Here is a 17,183-nt window from a genome sequence, read left to right on the forward strand (position 1 = left end):
TCCAGGTGTTAGCATCATTGCCAGATGGTTCTAAAAGGAAGAGACCATGTCTGCGCTTACCCCAGTTATTTTGCTGCTGTCCCTGTTTATCCTTCCCGCCCATGCCAGTAGTGGCCCTGTTCTGTTGACATCCTCCTCAATCGGTCTTTTTTGTGTCGGATTGTTTGTGTTGGCCTACGCCCTGGTGATGGCTGAAGAGTATCTGCAACTGCGCAAGTCCAAACCCGTGCTGGTGGCCGCCGGGGTGATCTGGATCCTGATTGGTATCGCCTATGCACAGCAAGGGATGAGCCCTGTCGCCGAGCAGGCCTTCCGCCATACCTTGCTGGAATATGCCGAGTTGATGCTGTTCCTGCTGGTGGCGATGACCTATATCAACGCCATGGAGGATCGCAGGTTATTCGATACCCTGCGCGCCTGGCTGGTGCGATCCGGCTTTCACTTGCGCACCCTGTTCTGGTTGACCGGTGGGCTTGCTTTTTGTATTTCGCCGGTGGCAGACAACCTGACCACTGCGCTCTTGATGTGCGCCGTGGTGTTGAAGGTGGCCAACGGTGATCGGCGTTTTGTCAATCTTGCCTGCATCAACATAGTGATCGCCGCCAACGCCGGAGGGGCGTTCAGTCCCTTTGGCGATATCACCACCCTGATGGTGTGGCAGGCGGGCAAGGTGCAATTTGGCCAGTTCTTCACCCTGCTTATTCCCTCTCTGCTCAATTTTCTGGTCCCGGCCATCCTGATGAGCCTGATGGTGCCGCGTCATGTGCCGGAGGCTGATAACGAGGTGGTCGATCTCAAGCGGGGTGCCCGTCGCATCGTCGCGCTGTTCTTGCTGACCATCATCACGGCGGTGCTATGCCACAGTTTCCTCCATCTGCCACCCGTGCTAGGCATGATGCTGGGGCTCGGTTATCTGCAGTTTTTCGGGTTTTATCTGCGAAAGTCGCTGCCGCGCTCCCTTGCCCGCAAGCGTGCGCTCTATGAACGCAATGGCGATGAGGTGCGATTGCGCAGTCTGGGTTCTGTGGTGCCATTTGACGTGTTCAACAAGGTGGCCAAGGCGGAGTGGGATACCCTGCTGTTCTTCTACGGGGTGGTGATGTGTGTCGGTGGGCTGGGCTTTATGGGGTATCTGGAGCTGGTGTCACACTGGCTGTATGACGCTGGGGACCCCACCATGGCCAACATCTTCATCGGGGTCTTGTCCTCCGTCATCGACAACATTCCCGTGATGTTTGCCGTGCTGTCGATGAACCCGGATATGGCGCTGGGGCAGTGGCTGCTGGTGACCCTGACCGCCGGGGTGGGCGGCAGCCTGCTCTCCATCGGCTCTGCGGCCGGGGTGGCCCTGATGGGACAGGCCCACGGCATGTATACCTTCTTTGGCCACCTGAAGTGGCTGCCGGCTATCTTGCTCGGTTATCTGGTGAGCATAGGGGCGCACCTCTGGCTCAACAGCGCCCAGTTCTGAACGTCTGGCTACCAGTACGAAAAGAGGCTTCCGTTGACGGAAGCCTCTTTCGTTTTCCTGACAGGAGGGAGGGGGATCAATCGCCTCGCTTGCCGGTCAGCAGCCAGTAACTCAGAGTGGAACCCACGCCGCAGCAGGCGATGGCGATGGCCATGGGCAGCGGCGAGTGGGGCGGATTGAGGTTGACCAGAATGCCGACCAGGGCGCCGATGCCAAAGCGCAGGGTGCCCGCCAGTGCCGATGCGGTGCCCGCAGATTGGGGGAAGTGGCCCATCAGGCCGGTCATGGCGTTGGCGCCCACCAGACTGATATGGCCGACAAACAGCACCACCGGAATGACGATGCCCCACAGGCCGCCGGTCTGGCTCCAGGCGTTGTAGACCAGCAGGGCGCCCGCGCAGGGCAGCACCAGCAGACCGTATTGCAGCATCCGCTCGGCACCCACTCCTTTGACCAGTCGGCTGTTGACGAAGGTGACCACCATCATCAGCAGAATATTGAGGCCAAACAGCCAGCCGTAGTGCTCGGTCGGCACCTTGAAATACTCGATATAGACGTAAGGGGAGCCGCTTAAGAAAGCGAACATGCCGGAGCTGGAGAGGGAGCCGCACAGCACATAACCCATGGCGCCGCGATGGGAGAGCACCCCCCAGTAGTTCTTGAGGATCTGGCCCAGATTAAGGGGCTGACGGTGCTCCGGTTTCAGGGTCTCCTGAATTTTCCACTGCATCACCACACAGATCAGCAGGCTGATCCCCACCAGCAGCCAGAAGATGACCCGCCAGTCGGCGTGGGCACTGATATAGCCGCCCACCACCGGCGCTACCAGCGGCGCGAGCGTCATCACCAGAATGACGAACGACATGGCGCGAGAAAATGCATCCTTCTCGAACAGATCGCGCAGCAGGGCATTGACCACCACAGAACCCGCCGCGCCGCCCGCCGCTTGCAACATCCGATAGGCCAGCAACTCAGGCAGGGAGTCCGCCATGGCGCAGCCCACCGAGGCGATGGCAAACATCACCAGCCCCGCCAGGATCACCGGCTTGCGGCCATAGCTGTCGGCCAGCGGGCCGTAGAAGAGTTGGCCGATGGCAAAGCCGCCCAGAAAGGCGCTGATGGTGAGCTGGGCGCCGTCGATGCTGGTGGCCAGATCCCGTGCGATGGCCGGAATGGCGGGCAGATACATATCCACCGCCAGCGGGGTCAGACCCGCCAGGGCACCCAGCAGGATAAACAGGAAACGGGGGGAGAGGGCGGCAGCCTGAGCTGTTGGCGATTGGGGCATAGGGTATCCGCTGGTGAACCTTGGTTGAAAAAGGGAGAAGGGCGAGTCTATCAGGTTTGCCCCCGCTCGGCATGACGTTCCTGCCCCCTCAAAAGGGGGAGGTGCCTGGCCGCTCAGGCTCCTTGGGGGGCACGCTTGCGGTCATGTCGGCGCACTGCGCGGATCACTCCCCCCAGCCAGAGCAGCCAGGCCAGCAACGAGATGGCGTAACCGAGCCGCTCCGGCCAGCGGGCGGTGAGGGTAAAGGTGAGATTATGTTGTCCGGCGGGCACCCAGACTTGCACCAGGCCGTTGCCGGTGCTGCTGACGCTAAGGGGCAGATGCTGGTCGAGCCTTGCCTGCCAGCCCGGGTAGTCAAATTGGTGCAGGATCAGTTTGGCGGGCGCCGGGGCATCCACCGTCAATTCAATATGACGAGGCTGCCAGCGCAGGATCTGCCAGTTCACCCCCTGATGGTCGCTGGTGATGGCGGGCTGGAATTCCTCTTTCCAGGCCAGCAGGGTGGGGGCAAACATGCCGCGTGGCACCTGCTTTGGCCGGTATTCGCGGGCGCTGCGCTTGCTGTCGAACTCCCCGTCGAGCTGACTCTTTACGGGAGCCTGGGTGAGCGGCGCCTCGCGTACATAGAGTCCCTGCGAGAGCAGGGTGAGGGCAAGCAGTAGCCACCAGACCCACTGCCACGGGCGATAGGTGGGGGTACCCAGCGCCACCACGGCGACGGTAGCGATGACCAGCAGCAGATTTAGGCGCCAGGGAAATTGCACCAGTTGCAACGGAGTGAGCAGGCGCCACAGGGGCTCGCTTGGTGGCAGCATCATCAGAAAGCTCAGGGTGCCAATGACCCCCCAGAGCAGCAACTCGGGATGGCGCGGCTCGCGGGCGGCAGCCCAAGCTACCAGCAGCAGAGCCAGGGTGAGCAGCGTCAGCCAGGCGAGATGGCCGCGAAAGCGCCAGTCATCACGGCTTTGGGGCAAACGATCGAGAAAGTTGCGCTGAAATTCGAACATGCCGGTGCGCATCTGCTCCATGGAGATCCCCCCCTGATCGAGCAGAGCGGGCAGCAGCAACAGGCTGGCCATCGCCAACCCCCAGAGCTGGCCCAGCAGGGTGCCAATGAGCGGGGAGGCGGTGACAGGGACACTGACAAGCGCTGTGCTCCCCTTGTAGCGCCAGACCAGCAGCAGGCTGCGCAGGGTGAGCAAGCCCAGAATGAGCAGGGTGCTTGGTAGATGGGAAAGCGTCAGCATGGAGACGGCCAGTGCGAGCAGCAGTAGCGCAGAGGGGGCGCCGCGGCAGAGGCGATCCTGCGCCAGCAGTGCCAGCGGTGCCCAGACAAAGGCCCAGCTCTCCGCCAGGGCAAAGCGAGCGTAGATATCGATGGCCAGATGATAGGGCAGCGCCATATAGAGCAGACTGGCGGCCAGCGCCCGTCCGTGGCCGGCAAAGGGGCGCAACCAGAGATAGGCAAACAGGCCGGAGAGCCAGAGTGCCACGCTGCTGCTCCAGAGCAGCGGCGTCATCGCCTCGTGGGCCAGTGGGGTGGGGCCGGCGAACAGTGCGCTCACATAGTAGGGCAGGGGGGGATAGAAGAAAAAGACCGGGCTGCCGAAGGCGCCGTTCATCTCCATCAACCAGCGCGGATAGAGTTCACCTTGCCACAGTTGCACGGCAAAGAAGTGACCGGAGAGCAGGTGGTGAAACAGATCATGGCCCTGACTGCCGCCGCGCAGCCAGAATGGTAGCAACAGGAGGGCACAGGCCCCGGTCAGCACCGACAAAACCCACAGCCACTCTCTGGTTACACGCATAAGGAGACTCGTCTGTTATGGATTCGCTGTGAGTGTACCCGAGTTGTTCCCCTCTTTTTTAGTTGCCTTGGTGGATTTTTGTGCTCTTTATATGTCTCTTGTCACTTTTCCTATGGGGTGTCTGCAGCGAGGGAATGGCGAGCCAGAGTCCGGGCTCGGCGGCAAAGCGTGGGGCAAACCAGTGCTGGCGCACCGCGCTGGGCATTTCGTTCGCGGCGATGGGGCTGCGACTGAGGCGGCAGGCTCCCTGAGAGAGTGCCAGCGCCGCATCCCCCTTGTACCAGCCATCGGTGACGGCCAAGGCTGTGGTCTCCCGCAGCAGCCGCACTCCCCACTGGGTCACCAATGCCGGACACGCTTTTTCTGCGAGCCTTGCTGCCTGCACCATGGCGGGTGGACGGGGCAGGGTAAAGGTTACGCCGAGCAGCAGCAATCCGGCCACCGCGACCACCCCCTCGCCACGGCGCGGCAGCCAACCTGCCAGCAGCACGATACCGAGCAGGGTGACGGGGGCCAGATGGCGGGGATTGTCAGGGTTCTGGCCAAACAGGGTCCAGAGCAGCAGGGCGAGCCAGTAGATCGTCCAGAGCGGCGAGAGGGCGGCAGTGTGGTTTTTTGATCTTTGCCAAAGCGGCAGTACCAGCAGCGCCCCAACAGCCAAGGGCCAAAGCGGGGTGAGCTGATCGTTGAAGGTGCGCGCCCAGCTCAGCAGCCGATCGCCATGGGCCGCCGCCGTGTTGCCCCACAGGGTAAAGTGGCCATCGGTAAAGCGCCGCCCTTCGCTGAAGTAGGCCCAGCCATCGGCCTGCCAGACAAACAGCAGGCTGATAAGTCCAACCAGTGCGATGGGGAGCACAAACCTGACTTGCGTGCCCTGCTGCGCCAGCCCGAGCCAAAGGGGCAGCAGGGCCAGCACAAAATAGGAGGGGCGCAGCGCCAGCATAAGGCCCAGCAGCAGACCCGCCAGCGCAATTCTGCGCTGCTGCAAGGCCAGCAGCGTCCCGAGCCAGACGGCGAGCGCGGGTCCGTCCGAAAGGCTGGAGAGCGCCAGCGTCGGGGTGAGCGGCAGTGCCAGTACCAGCAGCCAGACTGGGGCCAAAAGGCTGGGCTGTTGCCACAGCCTTACCGCCAGCAAGGCGGCGAGCGGTGCCAGCAAACTGCTCCCGAGCAGGCTTGCCCACTGCACCGCACGTGCCGGATCGTCTACCAGCAGATTGATCAGCCGCGCCAGCCAGATAAAGGCGGGGTAGCCCGGAAAGTGGGGGGAGAACTCCAGCACGCTAAAGTGCGTCACCCCGTGGGCGAAATTGAGGGCATCGTCGGAATCGAGCGCCACAGGGAAGGCTAGCAGCCAGCCGAGCCAGGCCAGTTGCAGCAGGATCAGCAAGTAGGGTCGATTAGCGAAGCGTAATCGGCCGTGGTGACGCCCCCCTTCTCCCCTTGCGGGAGAAGGGTTGGGGATGAGGGGGGCTGTCATCATCGATGAGAGGCCATCAAAGCGGCGCCAGCACGGCCATCAGCGCTTTTTCCGCTGCGGCAAAGGCGGCGGCGTCGGCGGGCTTGGCGCCCACCCCGAATACCCCCGGGTTGCCGATGGCATCCAGCACCTTGGCCAACGCCTGTTCGGCCGCCTTGCGATCCCCCTCGCTAAGGGAGGGGAGGATCAGATCGAGGAAGCGCTTGCTCTTGACCACCAGCACCTTGGCGGTCTGGTAGTCGCCAAGATTCTGGCTGGCCCCTTCGAGGCGGCGCTCGATCTCCGCCTTGTAGGCGCGATTGAGCAGGGCGGCGGTGGCGGCAGCGTCTTTGGCCTTGATGGCGGCGGCCAGCGGCCCTTGCAGCGCCACCTTGTGGTGCTGTTCCAGATAGGTCAGCTCGTCGGCAATCTCGCTCAAGGTAGCGCTGGCATCCTTGCCGTCAGTGGCGGCGCCCAGCAGCGCTTCGCGGGCGTCGATCAGTGGCTCCTTGCCGGCGGCGGCGTAGGAGTAAGCCTGCGCCTGCCCGCTGAGTGTCAGCAGCAGGGTGAGGGCGAGTAAACCCGGGCGGATGGTCATCCTGTTCTCCTTACTTATGCCAATGGCGCGGCACTCAGGCCACGCTCTGGGTTTCGATCACGGTATTTTCGTTGCGATGGTTAAAGATGGCGTGACGTCTGTCCACCCCGTCGATCACCATGTCGGCGGCCATCATACCCATCTCCATGGCGGTGTCGGTGAAGATGTAGCGGAATGTCCCCTGACGGCCGGTCATGATGAGGTTTGTGATGGGCATCAGCGCCTTGATGGCTTCGTTGCGGCGCGCCTGATAGCCGAGATCCATCAGCGGATAGGCGTATTCGCTACGCGCTTCAAAAGTTTCATCGCCAAGCTTGGCGGTATCGACGCCGAGGCTCGCGAGATCAGCGGTAACCCGACCGCGCAGATCAGAGAGCGGCGCCTGCCAGGTGGCATCCCCCGGATTGCAGGGGATCTCCAGCATCACCGAGGTCTGGCCCTGGGGCGCCATAAAGGGGCTGCGGCGGCGCGGCTCCTGCAGGCGGGTGGCCAGAATATGGGGGTCGGAGAGGTACTGCCAGGTGTTGTCCGACAGGTTCTCCTGTTTCAACGGCATATTGACGAAGCGAAGCGACCGGTAGTGCAGATCGCACGGTAAGCCCAGATGCTGGCAGGTGAGCGGCAGCGGCAGGGTGGAGATCACCTGATCAAAGCGCTCGCTCTGCTCAATGTCATCTTGTTTCCAATACACCCGCTCGATGCGGTCATCAGCCTGCTCAAGGCGGGTGATGGTGGCGCCGGTTTTGAGCTCAACGCCCTCTGCCACCAGCCGCTCCCCCAGAGTGGTGAAGATCTGGCCGAAGCCATATTTGGGGTAGCGGTATTTGCGGGCATAGGTGCGCACCGAGATACTGCCGTTGCGTCTTGGCAGCAGGCGGCGCGCCACGTCTTTCAAATCGATGAGGCTGATGCGCTGACCGGCCCAGTCGGCGGAGAGCTTGTCCGGGTTGATACCCCACAGCTTGCCGGTGTAGCCCTCGAAGAACTGGCGATAGAGGGTGCGGCCGAAGTGACTCTGGATCCACTCGGCAAAGCTCGCCTTGGCAAAATCATCCGGCTTCTTGCTAAAGGGCAACAGCAGCAAGTCTTTTACCGCCCCGGCCATCAGGGCGAGCGGCGCCGTCTTGAGCAGGTTGGGCAGGTTCAATGGGTAGTCATAGGTGCGCCCGCCAAAGCGGATAACGCTCTTGCGCTCGGCGTGGAGCAGGTCGTCCCCCATCAGCTCGTCGATAAAGGCGAGCAGCTCGGGGTTCTTGGTGATAAAGCGGTGCCCGCCGTAGTCGAAGCGATACTCGCCGTCGCGCCCCTTGAAGGTCTGGGTGGCGCACATGCCGCCGACCACCGGCTCCTGCTCGAACAGGGTGACTGCAAAACCGGCGCAGCGCAGGCGCCAGGCCGCCATCAAACCGGCGGGGCCAGCGCCCAGCACTGCAATGCTTTTCTTGTTGTTATCGCTCATGACCTATTCCAAAACTACTTGATAGATCAGGAAACCGCGCCAAGGCGCGGCCCCCGAATAGTGTTGTTACCCCGTGGCCTTGTTGCCACAGGGCGTGTTGGCTCAGCCCTTGCCAGTCGCGGCACTTACCTGCGGGTGATAGCTGCGCTGCCAGAGGGTAACGAAGATCGCCAGATAGAGGGCCCAGGTCAGCAGCTGCAAGCCAGCGGGTGAGGCATTGTAGCCAAACAGGGCGCGCAGGAAGGTACCAAATACCCCCTGATCGTCGAGAATGTGGCTGATGTCGAACACCGGCGTGGTCCAGAAGGTGATGATATCTGCCGCCTGCAACATGTTGACGGCGGACGAGAGCAAGCCTGCGGCGATGATGATGATAAGCAGGCCCGTCCAGCGGAAGAAGGGAGCCAGCGCCACCTTGCGGGTGGAGCGCAGCAGCCCCCACACCAGCGCGATGGAGACCAGCAGCCCCGCCAGCGCGCCAATCATGCCGGATTGCAGATCCACCCCTTGCCCCGAATAGAGCAGGGCGGAGAAGAAGAGCACGGTTTCAAACCCTTCGCGCATCACCGCTAGGAAGGCGAGCAGCACCAGACCAAACAGGTTGCCGCCATCGATGGCTGCATCGATGCGCGCCGTCATGGCCCCCACCTGGGATTTGGCCTGTTTTTGCATCCAGATCGCCATATATGTGAGCACCAACGTGGCGAAGATGAGGATCCCCGCCATCAAGAGGTGGTTGTAGCGCTCGCTCTCGAACTGGCTCACCACCACCTGGAACAGGAAGGCGACGACAAGGGAGGCGATAAGGCCGAGCCCCACCCCCAGATAGATGAACTTGTTGTAGCGGCTCGCCCCCAGCTTGGCGAGGTAGGAGAGGCAGATGCCGACCAGCAGGAAGGCTTCCAGCCCCTCGCGCAGGGTAATGAGAAAACTTGCAAACATCAGGATTGAGGCTCCGTTGCAGGCGTGACGGGGAGAGGCCGCAGGGTCAGTTGCAGCCGATTGAGTTGCACTATGGGTGGCTCCGGCAAGCTGGGCTCGGCGGCGCGCACCGCATCATTGACCCACTTGGGGTAGGTGCGGAAATTGAGTTTGATATCGGCCTTGAAGGGCCCTTGGGCTTCTGCGGGCAGCGACCAGACTTCATCGCGCCAGCCATCGGCCGGAATGCGGGTATCTTCCAGCAGTTTGGCGTAGCGCCAGAACTTGAGCCCCACCGGCTTGCCCTCGGCATCACCGAACACTTTGCGAAACAGTCGCGCATCTTCAGGGACGGCACCATCCACCGGCTGGCCGCTGGCAAGCACCAGCTTGCCGCTGGCGTCGGTGACGGTCAGCTCCAGCCAGAGTTCACGAAAATCGGCCACTCCGGTGGGCAGGGCATGGCCTGCGCCGGTATTGGTGACCCGCACCACCAGCTGTTGGCTATCGGCAGCCTGTTCGATACGGGCGGAGAGGGTAGCGCTGGAGCGCAAGAGCGCCAGGCTCTCCTGTTCAAGTGCAGGATTACGCAGCCCCACCAGCTGGTGCTGGGCGCCGGTAAAGTTGTGGCGATAGAGCCGCGCTTTCATGGTGCCGTTTTCAGTGGATTGACCCGCGACCGGCGCACCGCCGTTACCCGGCTCCGGGTTCATATGGCAGTCGATGCAGGTGCGCCGTTTGGCGGGATCCTCCGCGTTCGCAAAGCTGGATTTTTCCCACTCGTCCCAGGTGTTGACGATATTGGCGCCGGTGCCCGGGGCAAACTCGTTGTGGCACGACTTGCACAGGGCCGCGTCGCGGTAGAAATCCTTCTGATAGGAGGCTTTGTGGGCCGCCGGACGGGCGTTGATCTGCCGCTCGGCCAGCCAGTGCTTAAGGCTGCCGCCCGGGGCATCCTCGAACACATAGCTCTCGCGGTCTTTCAAATTCACGGTAAAGGCGCTGTTGCCGCCCGCGTCTTCTACCTTGGTGATGCGATGGCAGAGCACGCAACCGGTCCCTTCCTCAACCACAGGTTCGCCCGCCTTGTGGGCGGCAATCAGCGAGGCGCCACCTTGCTCGAACATGTGGGAGCCCTTGGGCAGGTCCAGCTGGCCTGTCATCACCTGCTGGGGCATATGGCAGCCCTGGCACCACTGGCCAAACGCTTCCCCTTCGGTTTCGCGGGCCAGCGCCTGCACCACCTTGTAGTAGGGGTGGGAGTTGCCCATCAGCCGGTGGTTGCTCTCGCTCCAGTCCTTGAAGGCCTGTTGGTGGCAGTTCTGGCAGGAGGCGGAGTTGAGCCACTCTTTCGGGTGAGTGGTCGGCGCCTTGGCGGGATCCGTGCGCAGGGCATCGAGTCGCAGCCAGTTGGCGAGATAGGGGAGGTTGCCATCGGCGGTGACGAAGGCGTGTAAGTCCTCCATCATCGCTTTCACTTCCGGTTGGGGCATCGCGGGGTCAACTGCCTCGGCCCCATCGCGGGTGTCATGGCCCATGCCGCCCTGGGTCTGCTGGGTCATGCGCAGGTATTCGCCGACAAAATCCCCCGCCACCATGTTGGTGAGGTTGGCGTGGCCGTTGATGGCGTTGTCGCCGCTCTTCTGGCGATGGGCCGCCATCAGATAGCGGTTGGTGAAATTGAACCCATCCAGATGGCAGGAGTTGCAGCTCATCCAGTTGTCCCCCGCCATGGGGAAGCGTGAGTTGGACGCTGTGTTACCAAGGTTGAACAGCCGCTCGCCGCGCTGAAGCGGCTCGGGGCGCGGATCTGTCTCTACCAGCTTGGCAAAGTGGGGCACATCGACGGTGACCCGGGCAAACGGGCCGCTGCCGCCGCTATTGAGGCGGGTGAGATCCTGCCCCATGGCGTTGTGCACCAGAATATGGTCGCCATCGATTAGCAAGTCCCGCGGATTCTGGCCCGGCAGGTGGCGCAAGAGCTGGGTCGCCTTGGCGCCCCCCTGAAACTTCTTGCGGCGGTGGCGGTTGTTGTTGGACTTGCCGCTGCGGGAGAGATCAAACACCAGCAGATCTTCCGAGCCCGCCAGCGTCAGATAGACCCGCTTGCCATCGGCGGTGAAGCGCGCCGCGAAGGGGTTGGAGACGATCTGGCTGCGGTTGCCGACGCTTGGCAGGTTGATCTGCAAAAAGAGCTGTTTTCTTTCATCGACCCGCTCTTTCTCCTCATCGAGATCGATGATGGAGACGGCCGGAAAGACGGTGCTCTGAAACTGGAAGGGGTGATCGAAGCTCCACAGCACATGGGGCAGCCAGGCCTCGCTGCCATCGGGGGAGAGGGCGATGCCATCGAGCAGGCGCGGCAATCCCTGGGAGTCGCTCGGCGTGTCGCTATGGGTCTCGGCCAGGGTAATGAGTTTGGGCTTGGGAAGCGAAGATCCCTTGGCGCCGTGGCCAAGCTTGGCGAGATCATAGATGGCGAGCTGGCCGGTCATGGCGTGGGTGAGCAGCAGGCGATCGTCGTCGGTCAGGGCCAGTCCACGGGGAGTCTCGGCGGTTTCTGCATCCAGCTTGAGGTTGCCTGTGGTGTCATAGGCCTGCAGGCGAGCGGATTCGAACAGCGTGACCCAGAACCACTGCCGTTTGGCATCGAAGATGACCCCGTAGGGTCTATGGCCGGTGGGGATCGCCTTTTCCAGATCGAGATCATCATCCAGCAGCAACAGGCGATCGCCGCTGTAGTCGGTGACCAGCATGGTACCGTCATCGGCACGGGCCAGCTGGCGCAGATCGCCCCCCAGCTGCACCTCTTTTAGGCGCTTTCCGCTATCGCGCTCCAGCAGGGTGACCGAGCCTGCGCTCAGGTTGGCGGTGACGAGGCGCGGGGCGTTCCCCTCGTCATAGGCAATCATGGCGGTGCCCATCTCCTGGGCCGAGGCGGTCCCCAGCAGCAGAGCGGTCAACATCAGGGATAACAACAACTTCAACATAAGATCAGGTGCGCCATTTCAAGATGGTCCAGCGCCAGGCGTGGCGCAGCACCAGAGGAGTTAACGCCAATGCGCTCAGCCAGTGGGCCCAGCTGGCGAGGTTGCCCGTGGCATCGCCCGGAGTGCCATGCAGCACCAGCAGCAGGCCGCTGGCCAGACAGACCAACAGCAGGGCTTCGATAATCCGCCCCGTGGTGCGCAAAAAGGGTTTGTTGCTGCGATTCAACAAGCTGCGATGGGAGAGCCAGAAGGCGCCAAATAGCAGCGGGAACAGGGTGAGCGAGAGCATCACATGCAAGAACAGATTCCAGCGCGCCAGCGACCAGAGCGGGGTCAGCGGTTCCCACAGCAGCAGGCCGGAGAAGAACATCAGATAGAGGGTGCCCTCGGCGGCCTGATGGTGGTAGGCCAGCCACTGCCAGAATTGTCGGGGTGAGAGAGAAAGGCTTGTCATAAAGGCTCCAGCACCCGGGCGGGGCAGCCCGGGGGGAGCAAGTTTATAACGCAGTAAGAGTAATGAAAAGTGTTATCAATTGTATTGCTGGTGAATCAAGGCTGAACAAGCACAGTGATCAAACTCGACTATTTATGCTCCGCCATCCGCTCGGTCACCGCATAGATGAGTGCGGCCAGCGAGAAGGCGAGAAACACCACCACGGACCACTTCATATCGACTTCATTGATGATGCCATCTTCGAGAAACGCCTTGAGCACCTCCACTCCGGCAATAGTCACCAGCGAGTTGATGACGATGAGCTTGAGGGAGGCAAAGTTGATCTTGCTAAGCCAGTTGCTGCTAAGGGAGGCGCGCTGCTCTTCCGTCTGGATAAATTGCACATAGCCACAGATAGCAACCAAGATCAGCATCTGGGCCACCAGTATAAAGTCCACCAGGGTCAGCACGCCGGTAATGAGATCCAGATAGGGGATCTCGAAAATGTTTACAGAAAGCTGATAGAGCTGCATGGCAAACTTCACCATCAGCAATACCACGCAGATGAGAATGCCAATGTAGAAGGGGAACATCATCAATCTGCTGCCATTGAGCATGAAATTGAATCGACGCATGAGAACTCCGATGTTGGGAACAGGGGTAAATAGAGTGAGTATGGCGCGAGCAGCCCGCAGCGTTGCAAGGCCGTGGGGACTGATTATGCCGGGTCGCCCCCTGCTTGCGCCTATAAAAAAATAAAAAGCCATCATAAAAAATAAAACCGCATCCCGCTGTCTTATTTGTGATTTTTCCCTGCCGTAACATGCCGCTTCTCAATTCAGGGGGGCGACTGCCTCCCTCCTATTTATCAGGCTCGGTCCACCGAGAGTGGCCGCTTGCCAGGAGTGTTGCGATGCGTATTGGTCTGCTGTTGAGTATGGGGATGCTGGTTGCAAGCGGGGTTCAGGCTGAAGCTCTGGGAGCCATTCCTGAGGAATCTGGCTTTTCCGGCAGCGTGCTGGCGGGGGCCAGCGTTGGCGAGAGCAAGTCCAATTTTGCCACGGGGAGTGCAGGTAGCGAGCGTATTGACGCTTTGGGTGCTGCGGCGCAGCAGCGCCACCTTGATCCGGTGATCAACGGGGATCTGCGCTACACCTTTGCCTCCACCGGTAGCCAGCTGTTTTTGGGCAATCTCATTCAGGATGCCATTCGCGGCGACGGTACCCAGCAGTTCGGGCTGCGCCAGCAGCTGGGGGACAAGGGGATCGTGGCCGGTTCGCTGGTGTTCAATGCCACCCCGGTCAAGGTCTGGCGCGATCCCTTTGCGGTGGGTGTAGCTCGTCAGGACAGTGACGTGCGAGCCCGCGGCGCCCGTCTGGCGTGGGACAACATCTGGGGCAGTGCGCTCAGGGGCAGCATCACCAGCCGAGACGTCAAGGTGGATGGGGAGTCCAGCGGCGAGCAATATGGTCGCGCTGTGATGGATATGCTGGATCGCAATGGCCGGGTCAACTCCGCCGAGGTCTCCTACCAGTTCCGGCTAACAGACGATCAGTTCCTCGAGCCAGCAGTGCGCTATGAGAAGGCTGATCTGGCGGGCAGTGCCGAGTCTTATGTGAGCAAGGGGTTACAGCTCACGTACGCCAAAACCTCGCCCCGCTGGTCGTTCATCAGCAACCTCTATCTGGGCAAGCGCGACTATGGCGAGGCCAACCCGCTGTTTGGCCAGCGTGCCGACAGCCGCGACATGGCCATCGATGCCACCCTCTTCTGGCACCAGCTGTTTGGCATTGCGCCGCTCTCTGCACTCCTGAGCGCCAGCTACGCCAATGCAGACTCCTGGATCGACTTTTACGACATTCGCGCCACCAGCATCACCACGGGCCTGCTCTACCGTTTCTGATCCCGGCATCCGGCAGCGAGATGAGGTGTACACACAGGGGCTGGTCAATCCAGCTCTATTGTTTATGGGATAGAGCTCAATGGACAATTCAAGCTGTATGCAGGTTGGTCATCACATGCAGACAAGAGACGTTATGACAGAGGGCATTTGAAGGGCGCGCGTGATAGGGAAGGGGGCGAACAGCAGATACGAAAAAGCCCAGCCAAAAGGCTGGGCTTTAGAATTTGGCTCCCTCGACAGGACTTGAACCTGTGACATACGGATTAACAGTCCGCCGTTCTACCGACTGAACTACGAGGGAATTGGCTCCTCCTACTGGACTTGAACCAGTGACATACGGATTAACAGTCCGCCGTTCTACCGACTGAACTAAGGAGGAATTGCCTGTCTCGTTAAGACGGGGCGAATATTAATGACCAGGGCGGCGGGTGTCAACCCGCGAATTTCCCGAAAACCGGATTTTCGGATTGTTTGCCCAAAAGTTGCGCTTTGCGGTTTATTTTCAGCACAATCAGTCCCTTGCCATCGCTCCCCCCAACCGGCGCAGGGGGCATTGGTTCGGTTCGCATCAACCTGATGATGACAGCATGATGTCGCGAACGTGCTGGCAACTCGATGAGACTCAAATGGTAATCTTTGTGGCAAAAAGGGGGAGAGCAGGAGCCAAGATCGGCGATTTGGCGGCAAATAGGCCAAATAATGGGTGAGCGCGCGTTTCATTGATCCTGCCCATCGAAAAAATGGCCCGTCTGGAGTAAGGTTACGCAGGATACCATCGCCGCGTCGACAGCCCTGCCGGCCCTTGATGATGATCGGGCGCCGGATCTCTCCGGCCTTTATCTCCCTCTTCTGGTATTACGATATACATGCACAAGCAAGCCTCTTTAAATAGCGTGAAGCTCGCCATAGCCTTACGCCAGTCCTGTATTGATGAACCCTACAGCATGGCCCGCTTCGGCCGTGATCTTATCGCCGGTGTGACGGTGGGCATCATCGCCATCCCGCTCGCAATGGCACTGGCCATCGCCAGCGGTGTGCCGCCGCAACACGGTCTCTATACCGCCATCATTGCCGGAATCGTGATCGCCGTAACCGGTGGCTCCCGCTACTCCATCTCCGGCCCGACCGCTGCCTTTGTAGTGATCCTCTATCCGGTCGCCCAGCAGTTTGGGGTCGGTGGTCTGTTGATGGCGACGCTCATCTCCGGCCTCTTTCTGGTGGCGATGGGGATGGCCCGTCTTGGCCGCCTTATCGAGTACATTCCCCCGTCAGTGACGTTGGGCTTTACCGGTGGTATCGCCATCGTGATCGCCACCTTGCAGATCAAGGACTTCTTTGGCCTGAGTGTGCCCGAGATGCCGGAAACCTATCTGGGCAAGGTCGAAGCGCTGGCCGCCGCCCTGCCAAGCTGGCAGTGGGGCGATACCCTGGTGGGGGTCGCAACACTGGCCGTGCTGCTGCTCTGGCCGCGCCTGCGTCTGCCGGTGCCCGGCCACCTGCCCGCGGTGCTGGTCGGGGTGGGTCTGGGTTTTGGCCTGCATTACTTTGGGGTGGATGTGGCCACCATCGGCAGCAAGTTCAGCTATACCCTGGCCGATGGCACTCAAGGGATGGGGATCCCGCCCATCGCGCCGACCCTGGTGATGCCCTGGGCCTTGCCCGGACCGGATGGCTTGCCGGTTGAATGGAACCTGGCGGCTGTTGAGCGGCTGCTGCCTGCCGCCTTCTCCATGGCGATGCTGGGGGCGATCGAATCGCTACTCTGCGCCGTGGTGCTCGATGGGATGACCGGTCGCAAACACAGCTCCAATGCCGAGCTGGTGGGGCAGGGGCTTGGCAACATCTTCGCCCCCTTCTTTGGCGGCATTACCGCTACCGCAGCCATCGCCCGCTCTGCCGCCAACGTGCGTGCCGGCGCTACGTCCCCTATCTCGGGGATTGTTCATGCGCTGGTGGTGCTGGCTGCCATTCTGGTGCTGGCCCCCTGGCTCTCCTGGTTGCCGCTCTCGGCCATGGCTGCCTTGCTGCTCATCGTGGCCTGGAACATGAGTGAAGCGCACAAGGTGGTGGAGCTGATCCGTCGCGCCCCCAAATCCGATGTGCTGGTGCTGCTGGTCTGCCTGTCGCTCACCGTCATTTTCGACATGGTCATCGCCATCACTTTCGGGGTGATCCTGGCATCCCTGCTCTTTATGCGCGAAATCGCCAAGATGACCAAACTGCACGATTTGGCCGAGCACAAGCGCTATGCCCATGAGGTGCCGGACAACGGCCTGCTCTACAAGATCAACGGCCCGCTCTTCTTCGCAGCGGCCGAACGGGTCTTTGCCGAGCTGGAAGCGCAAGTGAAAGGGCACCAGGTGCTGGTGTTGCAGATGGAGGCGGTTTCCATCCTCGATGCGGGCGGCCTGTCTGCCTTCCTCCACTTTGGCAAGCAGATGGCTAAAGCCGGTGTCGAGTTACGGGTGGCCGAGTTGCAGTTTCAACCGCTCAAGACCCTGGCCCGTGCCAAGGTGCGACCTCAGCCCGGCAAGCTGGAATTTTACGGCTCGCTGGAAGAGGCGCTCAAAGGTGAACATTTGCACGAAGCGGCAGTAAATTGATTGAAAGGGATACGAAACGGCATATTTTTGGTCACTTGGTTCGGATATTGAGCAAACGAACGCAAAAAGTAAAAAATTGCATTGACCAAAAGCCATCGTATCCCTTACATTACGCCCCGTCGCCGCGGCATGGTCCGCCAGCGAATGTGCAGCTCAAGCACATAAAGCAATGAGTAAAAATTTGGTGAGGTGTCCGAGTGGCTGAAGGAGCACGCCTGGAAAGTGTGTATACGGCAACGTATCGAGGGTTCGA

12 protein-coding genes and 2 tRNA genes are annotated in these 17,183 nt (G+C 61.0%); 3 read left to right on the plus strand and 11 right to left on the minus strand.

Annotated elements, in window-relative coordinates:
- The first annotated feature begins 46 nt into the window (after positions 1 to 46).
- Positions 47 to 1,471: a sodium:proton antiporter NhaD gene (gene nhaD, locus OKC31_RS08340; RefSeq protein ID WP_270656753.1), complete on the plus strand. Its 1,425-nt coding sequence runs from the start codon at positions 47 to 49 to the stop codon at positions 1,469 to 1,471.
- 76 nt (positions 1,472 to 1,547) lie between these two features.
- Here the strand turns inward: nhaD and OKC31_RS08345 are convergent, their stop codons facing one another.
- The 9 genes from OKC31_RS08345 to OKC31_RS08385 form a co-directional block, all read right to left on the minus strand.
- Positions 1,548 to 2,759 carry a Bcr/CflA family multidrug efflux MFS transporter gene (locus OKC31_RS08345; RefSeq protein WP_257687467.1) on the minus strand — a complete coding sequence of 404 codons (1,212 nt, stop codon included), beginning with the start codon at positions 2,757 to 2,759 and terminating at the stop codon, positions 1,548 to 1,550.
- Between the two features lie 113 nt (positions 2,760 to 2,872).
- Positions 2,873 to 4,567: a hypothetical protein gene (locus OKC31_RS08350; protein WP_247822636.1), complete on the minus strand. Its 1,695-nt coding sequence runs from the start codon at positions 4,565 to 4,567 to the stop codon at positions 2,873 to 2,875.
- Positions 4,568 to 4,625: 58 nt separating this feature from the next.
- Positions 4,626 to 6,047: a hypothetical protein gene (locus tag OKC31_RS08355; protein ID WP_270656755.1), complete on the minus strand. Its 1,422-nt coding sequence runs from the start codon at positions 6,045 to 6,047 to the stop codon at positions 4,626 to 4,628.
- 13 nt (positions 6,048 to 6,060) lie between these two features.
- On the minus strand, positions 6,061 to 6,621 hold the full coding sequence (locus OKC31_RS08360; RefSeq protein WP_270656756.1) for a hypothetical protein: 561 nt from the start codon (positions 6,619 to 6,621) through the stop codon (positions 6,061 to 6,063).
- Positions 6,622 to 6,655: 34 nt separating this feature from the next.
- A complete protein-coding gene (locus OKC31_RS08365; RefSeq protein WP_270656758.1) occupies positions 6,656 to 8,080 on the minus strand; it encodes an NAD(P)/FAD-dependent oxidoreductase in 1,425 nt (474 codons plus the stop codon).
- 102 nt (positions 8,081 to 8,182) lie between these two features.
- Positions 8,183 to 9,022, minus strand: a complete 840-nt coding sequence (locus tag OKC31_RS08370; protein ID WP_247822640.1) for an FTR1 family iron permease — start codon at positions 9,020 to 9,022, stop codon at positions 8,183 to 8,185.
- Positions 9,022 to 11,991 carry a YncE family protein gene (locus OKC31_RS08375; RefSeq protein WP_270656759.1) on the minus strand — a complete coding sequence of 990 codons (2,970 nt, stop codon included), beginning with the start codon at positions 11,989 to 11,991 and terminating at the stop codon, positions 9,022 to 9,024. Before OKC31_RS08375 ends, OKC31_RS08370 begins: the two co-directional genes overlap by 1 nt.
- A gap of 4 nt (positions 11,992 to 11,995) precedes the next feature.
- Positions 11,996 to 12,445 carry a hypothetical protein gene (locus OKC31_RS08380; protein ID WP_167573098.1) on the minus strand — a complete coding sequence of 150 codons (450 nt, stop codon included), beginning with the start codon at positions 12,443 to 12,445 and terminating at the stop codon, positions 11,996 to 11,998.
- A gap of 128 nt (positions 12,446 to 12,573) precedes the next feature.
- Positions 12,574 to 13,059, minus strand: coding sequence for a YqhA family protein (locus OKC31_RS08385; RefSeq protein ID WP_005333692.1), 486 nt, complete (start codon positions 13,057 to 13,059; stop codon positions 12,574 to 12,576).
- Between the two features lie 278 nt (positions 13,060 to 13,337).
- Between OKC31_RS08385 and OKC31_RS08390 the strand changes: the two genes are divergently transcribed.
- Positions 13,338 to 14,327: a DUF2860 family protein gene (locus OKC31_RS08390; protein WP_247822642.1), complete on the plus strand. Its 990-nt coding sequence runs from the start codon at positions 13,338 to 13,340 to the stop codon at positions 14,325 to 14,327.
- A 225-nt stretch (positions 14,328 to 14,552) separates the two neighbouring features.
- Here OKC31_RS08390 and OKC31_RS08395 read toward each other — a convergent pair.
- Together OKC31_RS08395 and OKC31_RS08400 are read right to left on the minus strand one after the other, a co-directional pair.
- Positions 14,553 to 14,628, minus strand: a tRNA-Asn gene (locus OKC31_RS08395).
- A 2-nt stretch (positions 14,629 to 14,630) separates the two neighbouring features.
- Positions 14,631 to 14,706, minus strand: a tRNA-Asn gene (locus OKC31_RS08400).
- A 487-nt stretch (positions 14,707 to 15,193) separates the two neighbouring features.
- On the opposite strand from OKC31_RS08400, the gene dauA reads away from it, so the two are divergent.
- A complete protein-coding gene (gene dauA / locus OKC31_RS08405; protein WP_069528347.1) occupies positions 15,194 to 16,930 on the plus strand; it encodes a C4-dicarboxylic acid transporter DauA in 1,737 nt (578 codons plus the stop codon).
- The last annotated feature ends 253 nt before the right edge of the window (positions 16,931 to 17,183 follow it).

Source organism: Aeromonas sp. Y293-4, assembly GCF_027705905.1.
Taxonomy (GTDB): Bacteria; Pseudomonadota; Gammaproteobacteria; order Enterobacterales; family Aeromonadaceae; genus Aeromonas; species Aeromonas veronii.